Source organism: Pseudomonas sp. WS 5010 (assembly GCF_012985565.1).
Lineage (GTDB): Bacteria > Pseudomonadota > Gammaproteobacteria > Pseudomonadales > Pseudomonadaceae > Aquipseudomonas.
Genome location: NZ_JAAQWQ010000004.1, coordinates 143,477 through 163,569, shown reverse-complemented (window position 1 = coordinate 163,569; position 20,093 = coordinate 143,477). Strand labels below are relative to the sequence as shown.

The 20,093-nt window shown below is 60.1% G+C and carries 19 protein-coding genes; 7 read left to right on the top strand and 12 right to left on the bottom strand.

Annotated features, from left to right (window positions below):
• Window positions 1–30: 30 nt before the first annotated feature.
• Window positions 31–552 carry a DUF3617 domain-containing protein gene (locus tag HBO11_RS13870; RefSeq protein WP_169954040.1) on the bottom strand — a complete coding sequence of 174 codons (522 nt, stop codon included), beginning with the start codon at window positions 550–552 and terminating at the stop codon, window positions 31–33.
• Window positions 553–682: 130 nt separating this feature from the next.
• Here HBO11_RS13870 and cls point away from each other — a divergent pair, with 130 nt between their 5' ends.
• Window positions 683–2,122, top strand: a complete 1,440-nt coding sequence (gene cls / locus HBO11_RS13865) for a cardiolipin synthase (RefSeq protein ID WP_169954041.1) — start codon at window positions 683–685, stop codon at window positions 2,120–2,122.
• Window positions 2,123–2,269: 147 nt separating this feature from the next.
• Here cls and cfaB read toward each other — a convergent pair whose 3' ends face one another.
• From cfaB to HBO11_RS13845, 4 genes are all read right to left on the bottom strand, one after another.
• A complete protein-coding gene (gene cfaB / locus HBO11_RS13860) occupies window positions 2,270–3,454 on the bottom strand; it encodes a C17 cyclopropane fatty acid synthase CfaB (protein WP_169954042.1) in 1,185 nt (394 codons plus the stop codon).
• A gap of 85 nt (window positions 3,455–3,539) precedes the next feature.
• On the bottom strand, window positions 3,540–4,322 hold the full coding sequence (locus tag HBO11_RS13855) for a DNA-binding domain-containing protein (RefSeq protein ID WP_169954043.1): 783 nt from the start codon (window positions 4,320–4,322) through the stop codon (window positions 3,540–3,542).
• Window positions 4,313–5,158, bottom strand: a complete 846-nt coding sequence (locus tag HBO11_RS13850; RefSeq protein ID WP_169954044.1) for a DUF692 domain-containing protein — start codon at window positions 5,156–5,158, stop codon at window positions 4,313–4,315. Before HBO11_RS13850 ends, HBO11_RS13855 begins: the two co-directional genes overlap by 10 nt.
• Before the next feature lie 62 nt (window positions 5,159–5,220).
• The gene (locus HBO11_RS13845; protein WP_169954045.1) at window positions 5,221–5,475 is read right to left on the bottom strand and encodes a hypothetical protein; all 255 of its coding nucleotides are present in this window, start codon (window positions 5,473–5,475) and stop codon (window positions 5,221–5,223) included.
• Window positions 5,476–5,689: 214 nt separating this feature from the next.
• On the opposite strand from HBO11_RS13845, the gene HBO11_RS13840 reads away from it, so the two are divergent.
• Genes HBO11_RS13840 through HBO11_RS13815 form a run of 6 tightly spaced genes read left to right on the top strand, consistent with a single transcriptional unit; the run spans window position 5,690 to window position 11,376 of the window.
• The gene (locus tag HBO11_RS13840; RefSeq protein ID WP_169954046.1) at window positions 5,690–6,313 is read left to right on the top strand and encodes a CDP-alcohol phosphatidyltransferase family protein; all 624 of its coding nucleotides are present in this window, start codon (window positions 5,690–5,692) and stop codon (window positions 6,311–6,313) included.
• Window positions 6,314–6,323: 10 nt separating this feature from the next.
• The gene (locus tag HBO11_RS13835) at window positions 6,324–8,078 is read left to right on the top strand and encodes a bifunctional alpha/beta hydrolase/class I SAM-dependent methyltransferase (RefSeq protein ID WP_169954047.1); all 1,755 of its coding nucleotides are present in this window, start codon (window positions 6,324–6,326) and stop codon (window positions 8,076–8,078) included.
• 2 nt (window positions 8,079–8,080) lie between these two features.
• Window positions 8,081–9,379 (top strand): phosphatase PAP2/dual specificity phosphatase family protein, encoded by a 1,299-nt coding sequence (locus HBO11_RS13830; protein WP_169954048.1) that lies wholly within the window; start codon window positions 8,081–8,083, stop codon window positions 9,377–9,379.
• Window positions 9,369–9,812 (top strand): hypothetical protein, encoded by a 444-nt coding sequence (locus HBO11_RS13825; protein WP_169954049.1) that lies wholly within the window; start codon window positions 9,369–9,371, stop codon window positions 9,810–9,812. Before HBO11_RS13830 ends, HBO11_RS13825 begins: the two co-directional genes overlap by 11 nt.
• A gap of 9 nt (window positions 9,813–9,821) precedes the next feature.
• On the top strand, window positions 9,822–10,442 hold the full coding sequence (locus HBO11_RS13820) for a lysophospholipid acyltransferase family protein (RefSeq protein WP_169954050.1): 621 nt from the start codon (window positions 9,822–9,824) through the stop codon (window positions 10,440–10,442).
• 1 nt (window position 10,443) lies between these two features.
• Window positions 10,444–11,376: a phosphatidate cytidylyltransferase gene (locus HBO11_RS13815; RefSeq protein ID WP_169954051.1), complete on the top strand. Its 933-nt coding sequence runs from the start codon at window positions 10,444–10,446 to the stop codon at window positions 11,374–11,376.
• Between the two features lie 78 nt (window positions 11,377–11,454).
• On the opposite strand, the gene HBO11_RS13810 is transcribed toward HBO11_RS13815, so the two are convergent.
• Genes HBO11_RS13810 through HBO11_RS13780 form a run of 7 tightly spaced genes read right to left on the bottom strand, consistent with a single transcriptional unit; the run spans window position 11,455 to window position 19,635 of the window.
• A complete protein-coding gene (locus tag HBO11_RS13810) occupies window positions 11,455–14,628 on the bottom strand; it encodes a hypothetical protein (protein WP_169954052.1) in 3,174 nt (1,057 codons plus the stop codon).
• Between the two features lie 15 nt (window positions 14,629–14,643).
• The gene (locus tag HBO11_RS13805) at window positions 14,644–15,450 is read right to left on the bottom strand and encodes a glycosyltransferase family 2 protein (RefSeq protein WP_169954053.1); all 807 of its coding nucleotides are present in this window, start codon (window positions 15,448–15,450) and stop codon (window positions 14,644–14,646) included.
• Window positions 15,451–15,461: 11 nt separating this feature from the next.
• The gene (locus tag HBO11_RS13800) at window positions 15,462–15,818 is read right to left on the bottom strand and encodes an SMR family transporter (protein ID WP_057440644.1); all 357 of its coding nucleotides are present in this window, start codon (window positions 15,816–15,818) and stop codon (window positions 15,462–15,464) included.
• A gap of 2 nt (window positions 15,819–15,820) precedes the next feature.
• Complete coding sequence (locus HBO11_RS13795) at window positions 15,821–16,654, bottom strand: TIM barrel protein (protein WP_169954054.1); 834 nt, start codon at window positions 16,652–16,654, stop codon at window positions 15,821–15,823.
• Window positions 16,651–17,436, bottom strand: coding sequence for an NAD(P)-dependent oxidoreductase (locus HBO11_RS13790; protein WP_169954055.1), 786 nt, complete (start codon window positions 17,434–17,436; stop codon window positions 16,651–16,653). Before HBO11_RS13790 ends, HBO11_RS13795 begins: the two co-directional genes overlap by 4 nt.
• Window positions 17,437–17,461: 25 nt before the next feature.
• A complete protein-coding gene (locus HBO11_RS13785; RefSeq protein WP_169954056.1) occupies window positions 17,462–18,610 on the bottom strand; it encodes an FAD-dependent oxidoreductase in 1,149 nt (382 codons plus the stop codon).
• Window positions 18,610–19,635 carry a glycosyltransferase gene (locus tag HBO11_RS13780; RefSeq protein WP_169954057.1) on the bottom strand — a complete coding sequence of 342 codons (1,026 nt, stop codon included), beginning with the start codon at window positions 19,633–19,635 and terminating at the stop codon, window positions 18,610–18,612. The genes HBO11_RS13785 and HBO11_RS13780 overlap by 1 nt, the downstream gene beginning before the upstream one ends.
• Window positions 19,636–20,093: the final 458 nt, after the last annotated feature.

Genomic DNA, 20,093 nt, shown 5'->3' with positions numbered 1-20,093 from the left:
CCGGCTTGCCGGCTCCTGCAGGGCGTGTGATCAGGCGCGGGGCTTGACCGTGCCGCAGTCGTTGCCCAGCCACTGCGCCTGGGTGTCGAGGCTGCCGTTCTGCTGCACGCCGGTGGCATTGAAGGTGCCGTTGACCGTGGTGGTAAATGCCTTCTGGCTCTGGAACGTGGCCACGCCAGTGCCCTGGGCTTTCGGGCAGCTGAAGCGGAATTTCCACTGGTTGCCGGTCTTGTCTGTCACCTCTTGCTTGCAACCCGATTGCGGGTCGGTCAGCGGGATGGAGTCGGAGGCCACCTGGGCCGGTGTCAGGCACACCTGCACGCCCTTGCCGGCCATGGTAATGCCTTGTTTTTCCAGCATGGCGCGCTGTTCCGGGGTCATCTGTTGTTTCAGCTGACCGAGGATCAACGACAAGTCCGGCAGGTTCTGGTTATCGACTTTCATGTTGCTGGTGGTCAATTCCCACAAGCCCGGCGCCAACATCTGCGCCTGCGCTGCCACCGGCAGCGTCAAACCAACAACCATGGCCAAACCAAGCAGACGAGCATTCATCGGGTAACTCCTGGGTAATTGTCGGCGTTAGACGTCGTAAAGTGGTCGGCGTTGCATGCTCAATAAAATAGCGACAATCGCCGCCGGACATGGTCTGTTACGCATTGGATTGTCAGGAGTAATGTTGTCCATGGATTTCTTCGGCCCGCACTTGCTTGGTTACTTCATCGCCACCCTGCATTTTCTCGGCTCGCTGGCCGCCCTGCACGCGGTGCTGACCGTGCGTACCGCCCAAGGCTCGATTGCCTGGGCGCTGTCGCTGATGTTCATGCCGTACCTGACCCTGATCCCCTACCTGATCTTTGGCCGCAGCAGCTTCGATGCCTATATCCAGGCGCGCCGCCAGGCCAACCAGGAAATGCACAAGGCCATCACCGAATTGAACTGGCGCCCCTGGGTCGAAGAAGCCCTGGCCGCGCGCAACTCCCACGCCTACGCCTCCCTGCGCGCCATGCCCAAGCTGGGGCGCATGCCGTGCCTGGCCAATAACCAGGTGCGTTTGCTGGTCAATGGCGACGCCACCTTCAGCGCCATCTTCGACGCCATCCGCGCCGCCAAGACGGCTGTGCTGGTGCAGTTTTTCATCATTCATGACGACGAACTCGGCCGCCAGTTGCACAACCTGCTCAAGGCCAAGGCCGCCGAGGGCGTGGCCATCTACGTGCTGTATGACCGCATCGGCAGCCACTCCCTGCCCCACCGCTATGTGCATTCGCTGCGCGACGCCGGGGTGCAGATCAAGGCGTTTGCCACCCGCAGCGGCTGGCTCAATCGTTTCCAGGTAAATTTCCGCAACCACCGCAAGATCGTCGTGGTCGATGGCCTGAGCGGGTTTGTCGGTGGGCATAACGTCGGCGACGAATACATGGGCAAGAAACCGCCGCTGGCGCCCTGGCGCGATACCCATGTGCAAGTCAGCGGCCCGGTGGTGGCCTGCCTGCAGGAGTCGTTTGCCGAAGACTGGTTCTGGGCCGCGCGCGAACTGCCGCCGCTGATCCTGCCCGACACCTACGCCGACGACGGTGTGCTCTGCCAATTGCTGGCCAGCGGTCCGGCGGACCCCTATGAGACCTGCTCGCTGTTTTTCGTCGAAGCCATTCATGCGGCAATTGAGCGAGTGTGGATCACCAGCCCTTACTTCATCCCCGATGAGGCAGTATTCGCCGCGTTGCGCCTGGCGGTGTTGCGTGGCGTGGACGTACGCCTGCTGCTGCCGTCACGCCCCGACCATCGCATTGTCTACGCCGCATCCAGCCTGTACGCGATTGAAGCGGTGCGCGCCGGGGTTCGGGTATTCCGCTACAAGCCGGGTTTCCTGCATCAGAAAGTGGTGTTGGTAGACCGCGAAATCAGCGCCATCGGCAGTGCGAACCTGGACAACCGTTCGTTCCGCCTCAACTTTGAAGTGATGTTGCTGACGGTCGATAAAACCTTCGCCAGCGAAGTGGAACACATGCTGCTGGACGACTTCGCCCAGGCCCACGAAACCAGCCAGGAAGAAAGCCAACAGACCCGCCGCCTGCAGCAACTGGGCATGCGGGTGGCGCGGTTGATTTCCCCGATCCTATAAATTGCACCGGACAAAATGTGGGAGCTGGCTTGCCTGCGATGCAGACTCCGCGTTCTTGCAGTTACAGCGCGGTGATGCAATCGCAGGCAAGCCAGCTCCCACACAAGCTCAGCTCCCACATTTAGTATTGCAGCGTAGCCAAAGATCTCAGCGGTAGAGATCTTCCCGCGTCCACGGCAACTCATGGCTCCCATCGGCATGGGGCTTGACCGCCAGGATCTGATGCAGGTTGATCCACCCGCGGGCAAACGCATACGCACATCCTGCCAGGTACAGGCGCCAGATACGCAGTGCCTGGGGCGGGACCATTTTCGCCGCCGCTTCCAGGTTGTCTTCCAGGCGTTCGCTCCAATGGTCCAGGGTGCGTGCGTAATGCAGGCGCAGGCTTTCCACGTCGACCACTTCCAGACCGACTTCGCTGATCTCGGCGCTGATCATCACCAGGTGCGGCAGCTCGCCATTGGGGAATACGTAGCGCTCGATAAAGTCCCCCGCGCCACGTCCCACCGGGCGGCCATCGGTATGTTTGGCGGTGATGCCATGGTTGAGCACCAGGCCTCCTTCGCGCACGGCGCCGAACAGGGTCTGGCAGTACTGCGCCAGGTTGGCGTGGCCAACATGTTCGAACATGCCGACGCTGACCACTTTATCGAACCGCCCGTCCTGGGGCAGGTCGCGGTAGTCGAGCAACGCCAGTTCCACTTGGTCTTCCAGGCCCTCGGCGAGCACGCGTTCCCTGGCCAATGCCAGTTGTTCCTTGCTCAGGGTGATGCCGAACACCTTGACCCCGAATTCGCGCGCCGCATAACGCGCCAGCCCGCCCCAGCCGCAACCGACGTCCAACAGATATTCCCCAGGCTGCAGGCGCAACTTGCGGCACAGGTGGCGGAATTTATCTTGCTGGGCCTGGTCGAGGGATTCGCTGCCGGTCTCGAAGTAACCGCAGGAGTAGGCCATGTCACGGTCCAGCCAGAGCTGGTAGAACTCGTTCGACAGGTCGTAGTGGTAGGAAATCGCGGCGGCATCCGTAGCCTTGTCGTGGATCGAGCGCACCGGTCCGGCGTGCTCATCTTCATCCACCAGGGCGTGGCTCAGCTCATCACACACCCGGATCACATCGCTGATGGAGCCTTCCAGCTCCAGTTTGCCTTCGACGAAGGCAGCGCCCAGGGAATCGAGCGTGGGATGGGTCAGTTGCGTCACCATCACCGGGTCCTTGACCACGATCGTGACGCTGGGCTCCGGGCCCAGGTTGAACTCATGGCCATCCCAGAGTCGCAGACGCAGCGGTAGCTGAAGATTCTGTAAGGCCGGTGGAAGTTGCGCGAGCATGAGTAGTCCCCCCTGTTTCAGACGTCTGGAATGAGGGTAGACCATCCACGAAAAAGTAGCTGGCTATCGATTCAATAGCCGCCTTCTATGGTGCCCGACGTTGCAGCAAACCGTCCTCAACCCACTGTTTCAACCACGTGACAGCTTGTAGCGGCGCGCCCTCTTGATAAGTGACTGCCAATTCGGCGCACAGTTCTGAAAAACTCCAACCGCCGTCGGCCATCCCGGCCAGGGCATAAGCCTCGGCGGGCTCCAGGCTACGGAAGCGGCACACCTGCTGGTCCCGCCAGATCAGGCACACCTGGGCCAACGACAACGGCTGGCTGCCGGGAAACGTCGCCTGTGCCTTGACCCCGCGCCAGATCTCCAGGCTGTTGAAGCGACACAACACTTGCTGCACCGCCGGCACCCACTCGACCTGCAACACCGGCCAATCTTCAGGCGCCAGTTGCGCCATGTCGTGCAGGCTCAGGGGTTGGCCGGGGGACGCATCAAACGCCAGGGTAAAGGCCCATTCCAGGCACGCCAGCTCTGCCAGCGGCGCGCTTTGTTCGGCGACCAGATGCTCGCCGATAAAGCCTGCAAACCGTTGCCCCAACCAGCGCAAGCTGAAATGCGCCGATGGATATCGCTGCACATAGGCCGCTACCAGCCCGGCAAACTCCTCATCCCCCAGCCAGTGCCACACAGCCGGGAAATCCCCCTGCATCACTTCCAGTAAACGGGCCCGATAGGCGTGGTGATAGATCGCCAGGCCCGTGTCGACATCCAGGGTCGGGCCACCGATCAAGGTGCTGGCAAAGCCGCTGGCGTCGGTGTCTGCCAATAGATGCCGTTCAAATGCCAGTTGCCAATCGATCAAGCGCATAGCGACCTCCGGGCCAGGGCGCCAGCCCCCAACTCACGGGCCTTGCCCAGTTCGTCGAGCAACTCGGCAAACGGCGGGAAATGGTCATCGCGCTCCAGCAACGTCGCCACCGGCCCCAGGTGCTCCAGGGTCTGTTGAAACAGCTGCCACACCGGATCGCATACCGGGTGGTCATGGGTATCGACCACGTAGTCGCCGTAGTCCATATGCCCGGCCAAATGCAGTTGGCGGATGCTGTGCGGCGGCAGGTTGCGGATAAAGGTCCAGGCATCGAAGCCATGATTGCGCGAGCTGACATACACGTTATTCACGTCCAACAGCAGCTCGCAACCACTGAGGTGGCTCAAGGCGCTGAGAAACTCCCACTCGGTAAACTCATCGGCCTTTGAGCGCACATAGCTGGAGACATTTTCCAGCACCAGCGGCCGCTGCAGCACCTCCTGCACCTGCCGCACCCGGGTAGCAACGTGGTAGAGGCTTTCTTCGGTGTAGGGCAGCGGCAACAAGTCATGCAACTGATGGGCGTTGCCCCGGCTCCAACACAGGTGATCGGACACCCACGCCGGCTTGACCCGGTCGGCCAATTGCTTGAGTTGCGTGAGGTAGTCCCTATCGAGGGCATGGGGCCCGCCGATGGACAGGGACACGCCATGCAGCACCAGCGGATAGCGCTCGGCGATGGCGTCCAGGTAGTACAGGGCTTTGCCGCCCTGGACCAGATAATTCTCGGAGACGATTTCGAACCAGTCCACCGCCGGCGACTGCTCGAGAATCTGCTGATAGTAAGTGCTGCGTAGTCCCAGGCCGTAGCCCAGGCAAGGAACCGATGCCGACATGACGAACTCCTGGAAAGTGTCCGCAGCGACGTGCACACCGCTGCGGGATCACGTATTCGCGGTTATTCGCCGACTTTGCCGCCAGCTGCATCACAAGCAGCCTTGGTCATGGCCTTGAAACCATGGCCCTTGCAGACAGCCTGGCCTTTACAGGCGTTTTCAGCGGTCTTGCAATCGTTCATGCCTTTGCAGGAGGTCACGCCATAGCAGTGCACATTCGCTTCATCGGCGGCTTGTGCCTGGGTCGCGACACCGGCAAACAGCGTGGCGGCAGCGATGGCCAGGGCAGCACCGGAAACAGCGTTCTTGAAGTTCATTGTGGTATTCCTCATGGGTCTAGGGGGTCGGCTAAACGGTTTGTTCAGTCCCGACACAGCACTAGAGTGAGATGCCGGAGGGGCGTTACAGCGCTGTGAAAATTTTCCTGGTTTCCTGAATCCTTGTAGGAGCCATCACTAGTGCGCACCGCGATTTATCGTCACACTCGCAGCAGCTTTTTCGCGGGATCACGGACAAGGAAGCGTCACTCTCATGATTTCGATCTATCAGCTCAAACCGCGCTTTCAGAACCTGCTGCGGCCCCTGGTGCAGCGCCTGTATGACAACGGCACCACCGCCAACCAGATCACCGTGCTGGCGGGCATCGTGTCGCTGCTGGTGGGCCTGCTGATCGCCGGTTTCGCCCAGCACGCCTGGGTGTTCGTATTGATCCCGCTGTGGATGATCCTGCGCATGGCCCTCAATGCCATCGACGGCATGCTCGCCCGGGAATTCGGCCAACAGTCACGCCTGGGCGCCTACCTCAATGAACTGTGCGATGTGATCGCCGACAGCGCGCTGATCCTGCCGTTTGCGCTGATCCCCGGGGTCGGCCTGGCGCCGGTGTTGCTGGTGACGCTACTGGCGGTGTTCAGCGAGTACGCCGGTGTGCTCGGGCCGATGGTCGGCGCATCGCGACGCTATGACGGGCCCATGGGCAAGAGTGATCGGGCGTTCGTCCTCGGCGTACTGGCCACTGGCGTGGCCCTGGGCTGGCTCGGTGCCGGCTGGGTCGACGGGGTGATGTGGCTGGTGGCGGCCTTGCTCGCCTACACCCTGGTCAACCGTGTACGCCAGGGCCTCAAAGAACAACCCGACACCCCTCCGACGGCATAAGGATCTTGCGATGCGCGAACAGCAACAGCACACCTTCAGCACCCACGACGGCGTAGCGCTTTTTTATCGGCATTGGCCCGCGACCAGTGCCACCGGGCCTGAGCCACGCCAGGCGATCCTGCTGTTCCATCGAGGCCACGAGCATTCGGGGCGCATTGCGCACCTGGTGGATGAACTGGACCTGCCGCATTTCGATTTCTTCGCCTGGGACGCCCGTGGCCACGGCCAGTCCCCCGGCGAGCGTGGCGACAGCCCGAGCTTTGCCACCAGCGCGCGGGATGTGCAGACGTTCTGCGACCATATCGGCGCCACCTATGGCATCGAGGCAGAAAACCTCGCGGTCATCGCCCAGAGCGTCGGCGCGGTGATTGCCGCCACCTGGGTCCACGACTACGCGCCGAACATCCGCGCCCTGGTGCTCGCCTCCCCGGCGTTCAAGGTCAAGCTCTACGTGCCCTTCGCCCGCCCGGGCCTGGGGTTGATGCGGCGCTTTCGCGGCAACTTTTTCGTCAACAGCTACGTCAAGGCCAAGTTCCTCAGCCATGACCCAGAGCGCGTTGCGTCCTACGACACTGACCCACTGATCACCAAGGCGATCTCGGTGAATGTGCTGCTGGGCCTGTACGAAGCGGCCGACCGCGTGGTCGCCGATGCCCAGGCGATCCAGGTGCCGACCCAGCTGTTGATCTCCGGCTCGGACTTCGTGGTGCATCGCAAACCCCAGCAACAGTTCTTCGACCGCCTTGGCAGCCTGAAAAAGGAACTGCACATCCTGCCCGGCTTTTTCCACGACACCCTCGGCGAACGGGATCGCGCCGTGGCGTTGGCCAGCGCCAGGCGTTTTATCCTGCAAAACTTTGCCCACCCGCTGGACCGCGCCAGCCTGCTGGATGCCGACAAGATCGGCGCGACGTGCGCCGAATCCGAATCCCTCGCCGCGCCGCTGCCGCGCAACTCCCTGCGTGACCTGTACTGGCGCATGACCCGCGCCAGCATGGGCCTGGGCCGCAAGTTGTCCGAGGGGGTGAAGCTGGGCTTCGACACCGGTTTCGACTCGGGCAGTACCCTGGACTACGTGTACCGCAACACCCCCACCGGCAAAGGCGCGCTGGGGCGGATGATCGACACCAACTACCTGAACTCCATCGGCTGGCGCGGGATCCGCCAGCGCAAACTGCACGTTGAAGAGTTGCTGCGCCTGGCCATGGCCAAGCTGCGCGACGACGGGCGCGAAGTGCGCATCGTCGACATCGCCGCTGGGCACGGTCGGTACATTCTGGAAGCCTTGCAGGGCGTTTCTCCACTGCCGGAATCGATCCTGTTGCGCGACTACAGCGATATCAACGTGCGCGACGGTGGCGCGCTGATTCGCGAGAAAGGCCTGGGGGATATTGCGCAATTCGTCAAAGGCGATGCCTTCGACCGGGCCGACCTCGCAGCGCTGGCGCCCAAGCCGACGCTGGCGGTGGTGTCCGGGCTGTATGAGCTTTTTGCCGATAACGCCATGGTCGGGGGTTCCCTCGCCGGCCTGGCCGAAGCCGTGGAGCCCGGGGGCTACCTGGTGTACACCGGCCAACCGTGGCACCCGCAACTGGAACTGATCGCCCGTGCCCTGACCAGCCATCGCCAGGGCCAGGCCTGGGTGATGCGCCGTCGCAGCCAGGCAGAGATGGATCAACTGGTGGCAGCGGCAGGCTTTCGCAAGATCATCCAGCGTGTGGATGAATGGGGCATCTTCAGCGTGTCGCTGGCGCAGAAGATCTGACCATGCGCGAACCGGGCCTCTTCAAACCAGCGTTGCTGTGGCTGCTGCTTCTGGCGCCGCTGTTTTTCAGCACCTACGGCTTTGCCACCTGGGTCACCAGCCAGCGCAGCGATGTCGGCACCCTGGTGTTCGGCTGGGAAACCCATATGCCGTTCTGGGCCTGGACCATCGTGCCCTACTGGTCGATCGACCTGCTCTATGGCTTCTCCCTGTTGCTGCCCAACAGTCGCCATGAGCTCAAGCAACATGCCCTGCGCCTGCTCAGTGCCCAAGTGATTGCCGTGAGCTGCTTCCTGCTCTGGCCGTTGCGGTTCACCTTTGAGCGCCCGGAAATGGACGGCGTGTTCGGCTGGCTGTTCGCAGTGCTGGCGGGGTTCGACAAACCGTTCAACCAGGCGCCGTCGCTGCATATCGCTTTGCTGGTGATCCTGTGGGTCATGTACCAGCGGCATAGCCAAGGCCTGTGGCGCTGGCTGGTGCATGGCTGGTTCGCTTTGATTGGTGTTTCGGTGCTGACCACGTACCAACATCACTTTATCGACTTACCCACAGGCGCCCTGGCCGGCTGGCTGTGCGTGTGGCTCTGGCCGGTGGATCATCCAAGCCCGCTGTTGCATGCGCGCCTGGCCAAAGACCCGAAACGCTGGCGCCTGGGTTTACGTTACGCCACGGGCGCCATGGTGCTGGCGATAGCGGCCTTTACCGGGGGCGGCGCCTGGTTATGGCTGCTGTGGCCTGCCGTCGCGGTGTTGCTGGTGGCGCTCAATTACTGGCTGCTGGGCGCCGCAGGCTTTCAGAAACGCGCCGATGGCCGCCTCAGCCCGGCAGCACGCTGGCTGTATGCGCCTTATCTCGCGGCGGCGTGGCTCAACTCGCGGCTGTGGACGCGCAAACATCCACAGCCTGACCGGGTTGTGGATAACGTGTGGTTGGGGCGAATTCCGACGCCAGCGCAGCTGAGTTCATTCAATGCGGTGGTCGATCTGTGTGCCGAGTTGCCTGTTTATCCACAAGGCCGCGCTTACCATGCCCTGCCCGTCCTCGACCTGACCGCACCCACACCGGCACAGTGCCTGGAGGCGGCCCAAGCCATCGAGCGCTTGCGCGAACACGGGCCGTTGCTGGTGTGCTGCGCCCTCGGCTACTCGCGCAGTGCCAGCGCCGTGGCGGCATGGCTGCTGCACAGCGGGCGGGCGAGCACGGTAGACGAGGCACTGGCTATTATTCGTACAGCACGACCGGATGTGGTCCTGCACACCAATCACCGTCAAGCCTTGGGAGCACTGCCTTATGCCCGCTGACATGCACCTTCAGGTAGTCGCCAGCCTGCTGCGCCGCGGCCGTTCGCTGGATCAGTTATCCACAGGCCTGACCTTGCTCGGGGTGCTGTTTGGCCTGGCGCAATTGTTGATGGTCAGTATCACGCCGATCTGCCTGCTGCTCAGCCTGTGGATGATTATCCTCGGGCTGCTGCAAAAGTACTGGGCGCTGCGGGTGGCCTTCGACGCCGACCTGTTTGCGCTGATGGCCAAGGACATAGAACGTACCGCCGAACTGGACCAGACCCTGCAGGCCCTGAGTCTGCAACCTGCCAATCGCCCCAGCCGCCCCTGGACCGAACGTCGGCGTGGTGCCCTCAAATTGCTGCGCAAACAGGCCTACCTGCTGGGCGCGCAAGTGTTACTGACATTGGCCGTCATCCTGGCCAGCCCGTGGCTGCCCTTCGCCGGATAAGGAATCCTCATGTTCGAACCCGTGGTCGCGACCCTGATTACCTCCATGGCCCGCACAGTGACCGGTGCCCGCAGCCTGTGGCTGGGCTGCGCCCCGGAACCGGTGCAGCGCATCTATTTTGCCAACCACAGCAGCCACGGCGACTTCGTGCTGCTGTGGGCGTCGTTGCCGCAGAACCTGCGCAAAGCCACACGCCCGGTGGCCGGCACCGACTACTGGAACAAGAGCGCCTTGCGCCGCTACATCATCAACCGGGTGTTCAACGGCGTGCTGATCGACCGCGAGCGCAAAGACCCTGTGGATAACCCCTTGCAACCGATGCTCGAGGCCCTGGAACAGGGCGATTCGCTGATCATTTTCCCTGAAGGCACACGCAACCTCGAAGATGGCCTGTTGCCCTTCAAGAGCGGCCTGTATCACCTGGCAAAAAGTTATCCACAGGCGCAATTGATCCCAGTGTGGATCGCCAACCTCAACCGTGTGATGCCCAAGGGCCGGGTGCTACCGCTGCCACTGCTGTGCACCACCAGCTTCGGCGCACCGCTGCAATTGCAGGACGGTGAAGACAAGGCCCTGTTTCTCGCCCGCAGCCGCGACGCCCTGCTCGCCCTCGCCCCGGAGCATTCCTGACATGGATAGCCAAACCCTGTTGTTGTTCGGCGGCATCGGCATGATCCTGGTGCTCGCCTCGCTGATCGGCCTGATCCTCAAGCTGCGCACCCGTGGCACAGCCAACGCGGTGATCGACAACCTCAACGCCCGCATCAATGCCTGGTGGGTGATGGTGGTGGTGATCGGCATCGCTTTCTGGCTCGGCACCGGCGCGGTGATCCTGCTGTTCTACGCCGTATCGTTCTACGCCCTGCGCGAATTCCTCACCCTCACGCCCACCCGCCGCAGCGACTACCCGGCACTGGTCGCCGCGTTCTACCTGGCGCTGCCCCTGCAATACCTGCTGATCTACTTTGACTGGTACGGCCTGTTCTCGATCTTTATCCCGGTCTACGTGTTCCTGCTGCTGCCCATCCTGGCGTCGCTGGGCGGCGACAGCACGCACTTCCTGGAGCGCGCATCGAAAGTGCAGTGGGGGCTGATGATCGCGGTGTTCTGCGTGTCCTTCGTGCCTGCGCTGCTGACCCTCGATATCGTCGGCTACGAGGGCCGCAACCTGCTGCTGATCGCCTACCTGGTGATCGTGGTGCAGCTCTCGGATGTATTGCAGTACGTGTGCGGCAAACTGTTCGGCAAACACAAGATCGCGCCCAACCTGTCACCGTCGAAAACCGTCGAAGGCTTTGTCGGCGGGATCCTGCTGTCCTCCCTGATCGGCGCAGCGCTGTGGTGGACCACCCCGTTCAACCCCTGGCAGTCCTTCCTGATTGCACTGCTGATCAACCTGCTGGGCTTTGCCGGCGGGATTGTGATGTCGGCGATCAAGCGCGACCGAGGCGTGAAGGATTGGGGACATATGATCGAAGGACACGGCGGGATGCTGGATCGGTTGGATTCAGTGTGTTTTGCGGCGCCGATTTTCTTTCATCTGGTGCGGTATTGGTGGACCTGAAGCACCCCACAGTACTGAGACGACAAGACCCGATGTCCGCCAGGGACATCGGGTCTTGTGGGTTGCGAGCACCTTACTTCAGTGCTGTCGCTGGTAGAGCCCCAGGTTATCGACCTTGAAACTGCTGCAAGCGCCGGCATTGTCCAGATCAATCCGGATGCCCTTCACATGCTGCAACGTCAACCAGCGCGGTGATGCATCCAGTGGCACGATCAACGTCCCATCCTCTGCATTGAAACGAACGCTGGAGGCCTCGAACGGCCCCTGCTGCCCATCCCCCCACCAGAACACCTGCATACGCGGCTCGGCGGCGCGGCCGGAGCAGCGGAACTCGAACTTGAGCAGGCCAGCGTCGTGACCAGACAGATTCAGCGCCGCAAGATCGAAACTCATCGACGGATCACCGCCATCCACTCGGTAGCTGCTTTCTTGTGCCACCAATTGATTGAGGCTCGGCTTTACGTCATCCAGACTGTTGATCAGTGCCATCTTGTTGTTCAGGGAGACTTGGGAACGGCCCCAGGCAACCGGGATTTTCTTCAGGTCCGGTGATGCAAAAGCGCGCTGCAGCAAGGCTGCCTGGTACTCGGCAATCGCTTCGGGGCGAGGTTCGATCAAGCGTGGGTGGCTGATCGGGTCAGCGTCGGAAACCTGCAACGCCGGGCCCTCCAGCCATATGCTTTGACCCGCGGCACGTATCTCGCGAATCCGGCGAATCTCGCTCTGGTTGACCTGAATCTGATCACCCACCTTCAACGCCGCCAACATACCCGGATCGGACACATAGAGCGCTGCGACAGTGCGATTGATGCCGTGGCTCCAGTTCGCATCGGTGAAGTCCATCAGGGGTATTTCGATACTGGTGACTGGCGCCGAGGCGCTGCCCTTTTTACGCCCGAGAATGAAGCCATCCACATAGGCCGGGTCGTAGTGATCGACAACGAACCGATACAGGTACGGATTACGCAGCGCCAGGCCGCCGCCGTCGTGGATGATGTTCATCCCTTCCAGCAAGGCGATGGTCGGCAGGTCTTGTTTGAGGGTCTCGATAGCCCGCAACTGCTGGGTTGGCGACACCATGTTGTACGCCGCAGTGACCGGCAGCAGGGGCCGATAACCCAGGTAGAAGTACTGGGCGTTGCGGGAAGTAAGGTCCAGATAGGTTTCGCCAGCCGGAACATTGTCCGTCAATACTCGCGACAAACGGGTCAGCCTGTCCCAGTGAAAAGGCTGTACAAAGGAGCGGCCGATATTCGGCAGGCCTGCAGCGGCGCCATCACTGATTCCCAACCCTTGAGTGCTGATAACAGCCGTAGTGGATTTGACCAGGTTATTGATCGATACCGGCGAGAACCCCAGGGATGCGCTCATGCTCGCAGCCAGGACAACCATGACCACTTTATTGCGCGCACTGAGCATGCCCCAACACGCGACAGGCAACAGGATCGCCCAGCCGAAACTCGCCGCCAACCCCGGACGAGACATACCACCTGGGTCGACGCGTCCCATCGAATAAGGGATCAACAACAGCGCAAAGAGGAACACCACCAGCAATGGCAGCAAGGTGTCGAGACGACGCTCGGGTGTCTGGAACCAGCGATGTACCAACATCAGGCACGCCAGAGGAATAGCGATCCAGGACATGCGCAAGGCTTCAAACACAAAGCCTTTGCGCGCGCCCTCCCAGCTCAACGCCCATGGCACGCCGTAGGCAACCTGGTTGATAGGGCCATTTTCCAGGACATAACGGATAGCCCCCAACAGCATGATCCCTGCGGGCGTAACCACCGCCAACACCAGTAGCACTACGCCTGTAATCAGAATGCCCTTCAGCTTGCGGGGGCGTGGAGCTTTCCAGAGGTGCCAGGCGTAATAAGCAGCCATCACCCCAGACGCCGCCGCAAGCAGCAGCCCTTGTGGCGGGATTCCGAGGACTACCAGCGGCGCCGTGATCATCCAGACCAGCAGCCAGCGCTCGGGACGCTGGCGCAACGACGGGCTCAACCACAGGCAGAGAAACGGGATCAGAAACAGCCAGATAATATTGGCCGTCAGGAAGAAGATGGCGGCAAACGCCAACCCGATACTGCGCGAAAAATAGTAGAGCGACAGGAAGGCGGCAAAAGACAACAGCGCGATGCTGAGATTACCGACATGAATAATGCTACCGGCAGAACCGTCATAAAACACAAATGATAAGAACTGGGTCAGGTCATCGCCGATGATGCCGTGGGCAGGAACGTAGTCAATATAGGGAATAGCCCCCTGCATATAGGACCACCAGCCCAACAAGCTTTCACCGAAGTGATAATCGTCGGCGCTGATGTTGGGGAAAATGGTCGTGCCCATTTTCAAGCCCACCAGCAAGCCGAAAAACGCGATAGGCGAAAGCAGCGTGGCAATGTCGCTGGTTGATGTATACCGACGCAAACGCCGCAGTACATCCACCACGCCCCAAACCAGCATTCCGATAACCAGTATCTTCAACCAGACCGTGGTCTCGTATTTGGAAATACTGCCATCTGGCTCTTGTATGCGAGCGGGATACAGCGCCAGGTAAAAGGTCGACAGACCCAATTGACCAGCCATCAACAGCCATGGGGCAATTCGCGCAAAACCCTTGGGGCTCCACACGATGTATGCCATACCCAGGATCCATCCGACGATGGCTATCCCATAGGTGGGCTTGGCGTATCTGGACAACTCAACCCCATCGCTCCAGGCAGCTGGCGCGCGGCCCAGCGCCAACACCACCTCCAGCTGTACCAGCGCCAGCAACAGGATACCGAGCGCCCCCAGGCCGAATATCCGAGGGTCCACATTGATTTTTTTGACCGCGCCAACCGTGGCTGCCAAAGCGATAAACGAGACACCAAACACCGAGCAGTAGAGGACTTTCGGCTCGAAATCCGTGCCAAGCACCATGCATGCAATAGCGGTAATCGCAGGGAGCGACCACCACAACCATTGGTTGGATAAAACCAGTGCGCTGTCGCTACCGAATTGTTTCTTCTGGCGCCCCATCAAGGAGGTAAAAAACAGCAACGCACAGAAAAGAACGGCGATGAATACTGGAGCAACCACCTGGTCCTGAAACTTGGTATCTGCGGTCCAACTGATGTAGCCCACGATGAAGTCGGCATACTTGGGTGCGGTCGAGATACCCAGACATAACAACAGTGCAAACGCCGTGATAACCACGCACGCCAGCACTGAAGAAACCCTTTCATTCATTTCCAGATGCTTGAACATTTCACTACCAGATCTTTAGTTGTACTTGCCAAAACAGGCACGGAACAATACCGCCAGCACCGAAAGATTGCCTTTTACGCTACTGATCTTGGTAGGTACTTCACCTTGGGGGTAGCGGCGCACGGTCGCCAGTTCTACGCAGCGATAGCCCAGTTTCGGCGCGCGATACGACAGGTAGGCAAGCAGCTCGTAGGTATCGAACACATCACGGAAGATCGCCATCTTCGGATCGATCAGCATCTTGCGGCTGTAGGCACGAAAGCCCTGGGTGGTATCTGTCCACTTGAAGCCGGAAAACAGGCTCAGCATCGGCGCATGGATAAAACGGATAGCAAAATCGCGGGACTTGGGGGTGTTCTCGGCAACACCGCCCTGGACAAAACGCGAGGCCTGGACAAAATCCACACCCTGCTGCAGCGCTTCGATAAAGCGCGGGATGGCCTCTGGGTCATCCTTGTCGTTGCCATCGATGGTCACGATACCTTCGTAGCCCTGGTCCAGGGCGAAGGCGTAGGCGCAGCGCAACTGCGCGCTCAACTTGCCCGGGGCAGTCTTGACCAGCAGGCCGCGCACACCCACCTGTTGCAGTGATTGCAACTCGAGCGAGCCATCAGAACTGCCACCATCGACGATGATGATGTCGGCCATGTCTGCGATGTTGAACGCCGCCATACGGGCGAGCAGGTTCTTGATCCGGTCACCTTCGTTGATGACCGGAATGACCACGCACCAGGGGTGCTGGCGACCTAGCCAGAGTGGCGTGTCATAGGACGGTACCTGCCAGCCGGCACGTACATCGGGAGCAATATCAGAAGAAGTCATTTTAATTTCCATCAAACGACGCGAGCTGTGATCAGCCCTACGCCAGCAATAACCAGGGCGATGCCGACTCCCGTGGTCCAGTGGAAGGACTCACGGAAAAACAGCAGGGAAAACAGGGCGACCGTCGCGATAGCCCCGGCCGTAAGGACCGGGTGTGCCACGTTCAGCGGCAAACGGGCCAATGCTGCGGCATAAAGCAGGAACGCAGCACCATACAGGACCAGCCCGACCCAGAACGGCCAGTTGCTGAGTGCCGCCATCGGGTCGCTCAAGGAAGGGAATTTGCGCGGGGGCATCATCGCCATCTTCACCAGGACGCTGGCGGAGGCGTTCGACAAGATACCTAGGATCAAGATGATCCATTTGATGCTCATGCCGTCACCTCGTCGCAGGCGCGGTAATGCTGGCGGGCAACCTGCAGCGCACGCTCGATCGATTGCGCATGGGCTTCGGTCTTGGTCGCCACCATCTCAATGGTGACCACATGCCCGGGCAAGTAGTGGGCTACGGCACGTGCCATTTTTTCATGGTCAGTACCGCCGTCACCCAGCGGGAGCAAGTCTGGTTCACTGGCGTGGATATGCCCGATCAACTCGGCACAGTCCTCAAGCACGGTGAATGGGTCTTCACCGTTGATCGCAAGCGCCCCGGTATCCAGTTGCATGCGGATCGCCGGGTGGTCGATTGCCCGCACCACCACTGCGGTTTGTGCACTGGTGGTCATGAAGTTCGCCCCGTAGCAGGTGGGGTTGGGCTCCAGGCAGATCGTCACACCGCTCGCCTGGGCGATATCGCCCAATTGCCGGAAGAACGCCACAGCGCCATCCTGCGCCTGCTGGTCGGTCAAACCACTGCGATCACGGTTCTTTGGCGAGCCAAATACAATCCGTGTCGCACCCAGGCCTGCGCCAATGCGGCACACGCCCGCCAGGTGTTGCAGCAAGGCCGCCTGGCTTTGTACGGAGCCGAAGACATTCAGGCCCGTCGTGCCAAACAACAGTGCCTGCATGCCGGTCAATGCAATACCACGTTGCGCCCACCAGTCCTTGACCCGCGCAATCTCTGCGTCCGTGGCCTTGGCAGGCTCGGGGAAGTATTTGCCCGGTGCAATATCAATCGCATCCACGGCAAAGCGCGCAAGCAGTTCAGCGATGACTTCGTCCTCGGTGGTTTCCCACGCGATATTGGAAATCGCCAGCCTCATGCCTGTGCTCCCGATGCGGCCTTGAGCGGCTCCGACTGCGCATAGGCCCGTACGGCCTGCACGGTTTCGCGAGCGCTGTACTGATAGCGCCCAGTGCCGCCAAACAGCTGCGCATGCTTGGTCTGCATGTCATAGGTAGCAGCCGCATTGGCCAGGGTATTGGTGAAAGGCTTGCCGAAGCCCTTCTGCGAAATGTCGGCGACACTCACTGCCTGGGCAGTCAGGTGGACCAGCTTGAGCCCCGCCTCGAGTGCGGTCTGGATGTCGTACCACAAGTTGATCATCGGGTAGAACTGGAACACGCCCCGGCTATCGATCGCCTGCAGGTTGTTGTCGTTGAGGAAGTCAAAAATCACGTTTTTACGCAATCCAGGCCCGACGAGCCCCGGCAGGCGAACGATCAAGTGATTCGGAAAATGACTTTCAACGAAGGTTTCCAGCAGCCGACGGTGCAGGCCATAGGCATGCAGGCCGGACTCATCGACCGGGGTGTCTTCATCAACGCCGATAGGGCTTTTGAACACATCCACTGTGCTGATCAGCACGAAGGTCTTGCACTGGATGGTTTTCAGATGGGCGATCAGTGCTTCGATCTTCTGGCGGTCCGCCTCAGGCTCGCGGTTGGCAATCCATTTTTGCGCCGGGGCGCCGGCACAGACCACGAGGTCGAAGGATTTGCCTTCTATCTCACCGATGTTGGTGGACCGGTACAAGTCCTCGAAGCAAGCCTGCTTAAGAAGCGTGCCCCCGACAAACCCGGAGAAACCAATAAGCGAATTCATCTTTTTCCGCTCCAAACCTGAAGTTTTATTGACCTTGATGGGAAAAACTCTCGGTATCCAGTTTTTCAAGCACATCGTAAATGTTGTCTATCTTGCCACCCAGCACGGAAAAGCAACCTGGCAACTCGGCGTGCTTTTCGAAAAGAATCGGGCGTCCATCATCCCCTTCGTTCTTCACCAGGATGGTCTTGACCTCGAACAGCGAATCCTTGTGTTGGGCCTTGAGCACTTCGGGGATATACCGCCCGACGTCCCTGACCATGCGATCGACCCGTGTATCGCGCTCATAAAGCCGTAGCTTTTCGTAGGGGTCGAGGCCTTTTTCATCGTTCCAGTGCAAGTGCGGCGTATAGCGTACATGGGACAAGGTATGCAGCCCACGGGCCGGGAATGGCATCAGTGAAAAGAACGGGCCGTCCATCACCGTGACGCCCAAACCCTCGAGGGATTCGGGCATCTGCATCAAGGCCATTTCCGTGATCTCTTGCTTGAGGCCGGTACTGACCCCCGCGAAATCACCCGCAAACTGATTGAGGCCACTGTACGTACAGTTGAAGACGTAGCGACAAGTCGTCAGCGCTTCCTCGCCCTGGGAGGTTTGGGTGACCACCTGCAAAGGCGCCTCGGCGCCCCTGGAAATTGAAGTGACCCGTGTCTGGTAACGGATCTGCACAGCGCTTTCTGCCAGCTCGCGAGCCGCCCAGGCTGCCAGGCGAGTGGTGTCGAACGCATATTCTTCGACCAGGAATACTTCTTCGATCAAACGTGGTTCGAACAAGTCGCGCAGCGCTGGATCGGCGGGTTTGAGGTCCGCACCGATGTCCCGGCAAAAACGCTCGAACTGCTTGGCCGTGACCTTGGAGTTGCGCCGGGCAATGGCGTACAGCTTGGTAAAGTCCTGCTTGACCACCTGCGGCCAGTCCTGCACAAACTTGGGCAGGTTGACCCGGCTGCGATAGGCCGTGGTGAAGCTGCGCGGATAGTGATAGCCGTTATGCACACGTGCCTGGTTGTTGTAACTGGCGCGCATCATCAGTGCCGGCTCGCGCTCTACCAACAGGATCCGTTTCAAGCCCCGTTGCTTGGCCAGGTAGACCGCAATGGCTGCTCCGTAAAACCCCCCACCGATGATGACGGCATCCTGCTCAGGCTGGCTGGCTTGGGCGCTCGACATCAGGAAACTCGTTCGCTGGGCTGAGCCTTGGGCGCGACCGAAGCTGGTGCTACCTCTTCAATGTTCAGCTTCTCGCGCCGGGTCATGCGCGCGCTGGTGAACTCCTGGCCTACATGGTAAAGCGGCCCTTCATTCGACAGGCTGGCCATGTTGAGGATGTATTCACCCAGCACCAGCAGCACCAGTGAGATCAGGAAAAACATGCCCGACTGCTGGAGCGAGAAACTGATCCAGCCAGGCGCTACATCAGCCTTGAAGATACCCACAGAAATCACATAGGCGCAGTACACCAGGTTGGCAACCGCGCCAAACAGCGAAAGGTAGGTCACCAGGCGCATAGGCGCGCGCGTGGTGGAAACCAGCAAGCGCACGCCACGATCAATACTGTCGCCCAGCCGCTTGGGGCTGGAGGCCTGGGGCACGGCGCTGTACTTGAGGTAGGCCCGGGCAAAACCACCGGTGGCCGGCAGATGCCGATACGTCATCGAAGGCTGGGGGTGTTGCAGGATGAAATTGATCACGCGCTTGCTGAGAATGCGGTACTGAGGCGCTTCCTTGGCAAGATGAACCCCGTTGAAGCGGTTGTACATGCTGTGGAACACCGCGTTGGCCCAACGATAGGCCAGGCTCTGGGTGCTCTTTTGTTCGTTGTGGGCAAAGACCACATCGGCACCGCTGACGGCTTGATCAAGCATCTGGGGGACGAAGTTGATGTCGTCCACCAGCGGATCGATGACCGCGACATAGTCACCCAAGGCGTTTTCCAGGCCGACCCAGGACGCTGTGTCGGTGTCCACTTCCTTGGTCAGCGCATAGACCTGCAAGTTGGCCAGGCCCTTCTCACTTGTCAGGCCCTTCAAGACCATGACACTGTCATCATCGGACGCGTTATCAACAACGATCAGCTCATAGTCGCTGACTGTTTTCGCAATGACTTCGGCAGCTTCGGACAGTATTTTTTCTATTTTATCGCCCTGATTACGAACGACAAAAACGACAGATAAAAAACAGGGAAAATAAGCCATCACCAACTCTCGCAAAAATTAATTAAAAGACTGGATGAGTCGTTTATCCGAGATCGCCATAGATAGCCGGAATACCTCACACCACTGACCGAGAGTTTCAGAGCCGCAGGATCATCACTGCCGGGAAGGGGTAGCCATTGCCAAACGTTCAAATCGCTCTTCCTTGAAGCAGTTGGCTCAAAGCACGCCCGAAACAGCGGCCAAGCCAGGAAAACCTGGGGCGCGGCAAAATAGACAATCGCTATCGAACCTGGTGCCAGCCCAAAGTTGCGCAGGATCATAACACAAAAAAAGGCGCCTCAACGACGCCGAACTGGCGTTATGCCAGCCTTGAAACCGGGATAATGAACATCTTGAGCCGTCCACTAAACCATCGTTTCAAAACAGTTAATTAATTAAAAAGTTTATTCATTTCTATTGTTCAAGTCGGTCGGCGGTATTCCGTCAGGATAGCTGTA

Bases quoted from the DNA above. Each gene is read 5' to 3' on its own strand.
- HBO11_RS13870 (WP_169954040.1), bottom strand. From the start codon at position 552: ATGAATGCTCGTCTGCTTGGTTTGGCCATGGTTGTTGGTTTGACGCTG.
- cls (WP_169954041.1), top strand. From the start codon at position 683: ATGGATTTCTTCGGCCCGCACTTGCTTGGTTACTTCATCGCCACCCTG.
- cfaB (WP_169954042.1), bottom strand. From the start codon at position 3,454: ATGCTCGCGCAACTTCCACCGGCCTTACAGAATCTTCAGCTACCGCTG.
- HBO11_RS13855 (WP_169954043.1), bottom strand. From the start codon at position 4,322: ATGCGCTTGATCGATTGGCAACTGGCATTTGAACGGCATCTATTGGCA.
- HBO11_RS13850 (WP_169954044.1), bottom strand. From the start codon at position 5,158: ATGTCGGCATCGGTTCCTTGCCTGGGCTACGGCCTGGGACTACGCAGC.
- HBO11_RS13845 (WP_169954045.1), bottom strand. From the start codon at position 5,475: ATGAACTTCAAGAACGCTGTTTCCGGTGCTGCCCTGGCCATCGCTGCC.
- HBO11_RS13840 (WP_169954046.1), top strand. From the start codon at position 5,690: ATGATTTCGATCTATCAGCTCAAACCGCGCTTTCAGAACCTGCTGCGG.
- HBO11_RS13835 (WP_169954047.1), top strand. From the start codon at position 6,324: ATGCGCGAACAGCAACAGCACACCTTCAGCACCCACGACGGCGTAGCG.
- HBO11_RS13830 (WP_169954048.1), top strand. From the start codon at position 8,081: ATGCGCGAACCGGGCCTCTTCAAACCAGCGTTGCTGTGGCTGCTGCTT.
- HBO11_RS13825 (WP_169954049.1), top strand. From the start codon at position 9,369: ATGCCCGCTGACATGCACCTTCAGGTAGTCGCCAGCCTGCTGCGCCGC.
- HBO11_RS13820 (WP_169954050.1), top strand. From the start codon at position 9,822: ATGTTCGAACCCGTGGTCGCGACCCTGATTACCTCCATGGCCCGCACA.
- HBO11_RS13815 (WP_169954051.1), top strand. From the start codon at position 10,444: ATGGATAGCCAAACCCTGTTGTTGTTCGGCGGCATCGGCATGATCCTG.
- HBO11_RS13810 (WP_169954052.1), bottom strand. From the start codon at position 14,628: ATGTTCAAGCATCTGGAAATGAATGAAAGGGTTTCTTCAGTGCTGGCG.
- HBO11_RS13805 (WP_169954053.1), bottom strand. From the start codon at position 15,450: ATGACTTCTTCTGATATTGCTCCCGATGTACGTGCCGGCTGGCAGGTA.
- HBO11_RS13795 (WP_169954054.1), bottom strand. From the start codon at position 16,654: ATGAGGCTGGCGATTTCCAATATCGCGTGGGAAACCACCGAGGACGAA.
- HBO11_RS13790 (WP_169954055.1), bottom strand. From the start codon at position 17,436: ATGAATTCGCTTATTGGTTTCTCCGGGTTTGTCGGGGGCACGCTTCTT.
- HBO11_RS13785 (WP_169954056.1), bottom strand. From the start codon at position 18,610: ATGTCGAGCGCCCAAGCCAGCCAGCCTGAGCAGGATGCCGTCATCATC.
- HBO11_RS13780 (WP_169954057.1), bottom strand. From the start codon at position 19,635: ATGGCTTATTTTCCCTGTTTTTTATCTGTCGTTTTTGTCGTTCGTAAT.